This is a genomic window from Ruminococcus sp. CAG:379, from assembly GCF_000434255.1.
Lineage (GTDB): Bacteria > Bacillota > Clostridia > Oscillospirales > Ruminococcaceae > Ruminococcus_F > Ruminococcus_F champanellensis.
The window spans coordinates 544-801 of record NZ_FR894863.1; the positions used below are offsets into that span (position 1 = coordinate 544).

The 258-nt window shown below is 58.9% G+C and carries 1 pseudogene; it reads left to right on the forward strand.

Annotated features, from left to right (window positions below):
• Nucleotides 1–235 (forward strand): annotated as a pseudogene (locus QVO51_RS03770) (terminase small subunit); the annotation flags it as partial.
• Nucleotides 236–258: the final 23 nt, after the last annotated feature.

The window sequence follows — 258 nt, forward strand, 5'->3', positions numbered from 1 at the left end:
GACCCTGCTTCTCAGCGAGGAGTCCTTGTCCGGGGAGCAGCTTTCCCGGCTGGATCTGTTCAATGTGTCGGAGATCAAAAAGGTGAAGGGCGGGGGACTGGAAATCAAGTTTTTTGACCGGCAGAAGGCGCTGGAGCGGATGTACGAGTATGCATCCTCCGCAGACAGCGGTGCCACTGCCCGTTCCCTGCTGGCGGCACTGGCAGGCGGAGGGGATGGGGAAGATGGAGTTTAAGCCCTTTTCCAAGAAGCAGTCCC